This window comes from Paucibacter sp. XJ19-41 (assembly GCF_028462495.1).
In the GTDB taxonomy this organism is placed as follows: Bacteria; Pseudomonadota; Gammaproteobacteria; order Burkholderiales; family Burkholderiaceae_C; genus Roseateles_E.
This window is the reverse complement of sequence record NZ_JAQOWX010000294.1, coordinates 1-524: the sequence shown is the minus strand read 5'-3', so window position 1 is coordinate 524 and position 524 is coordinate 1. Positions and strand designations below refer to the sequence as shown.

Below are 524 nucleotides of genomic sequence, written 5' to 3'. Positions count from 1 at the left end.
GTCACGTCCGTCGTGCGGAAGTAGAACTGGGGACGGTAGTTGTTGAAGAACGGGGTGTGACGGCCGCCCTCTTCCTTGGACAAGACATAGATCTCGGCCGTGAAGTGGGTGTGCGGCTTGATCGAGCCGGGCTTGGCCAGCACTTGGCCGCGCTCGACGTCTTCACGCTTGGTGCCGCGCAGCAGGATACCGACGTTGTCGCCGGCTTGACCCTGGTCCAGCAGCTTGCGGAACATTTCCACGCCGGTCACGGTGGTCTTCTGCACGTCGCGGATACCGACGATTTCGATTTCCTCGCCGACCTTGATGATGCCGCGCTCGACGCGACCGGTCACCACGGTGCCACGGCCCGAGATCGAGAACACGTCTTCCACCGGCAGCAGGAAGGTGCCGTCAACGGCGCGGTCCGGCTGGGGGATGTAGGTGTCCAGCGCATCGGCCAGGCGCATGATGGCTTGCTCGCCCAGGTCGCCCGTGTCGCCTTCCAGCGCCAGCTTGGCCGAACCCTTGATGATGGGGGTGTC

Annotated in this window: 1 protein-coding gene; it reads right to left on the bottom strand. The window is 64.3% G+C overall.

Features of this window, described 5'->3' with window-relative positions:
• Positions 1 to 524: EF-Tu/IF-2/RF-3 family GTPase (locus PO768_RS29055; RefSeq protein WP_272648830.1), on the bottom strand; the 524-nt coding region annotated here is incomplete at both ends.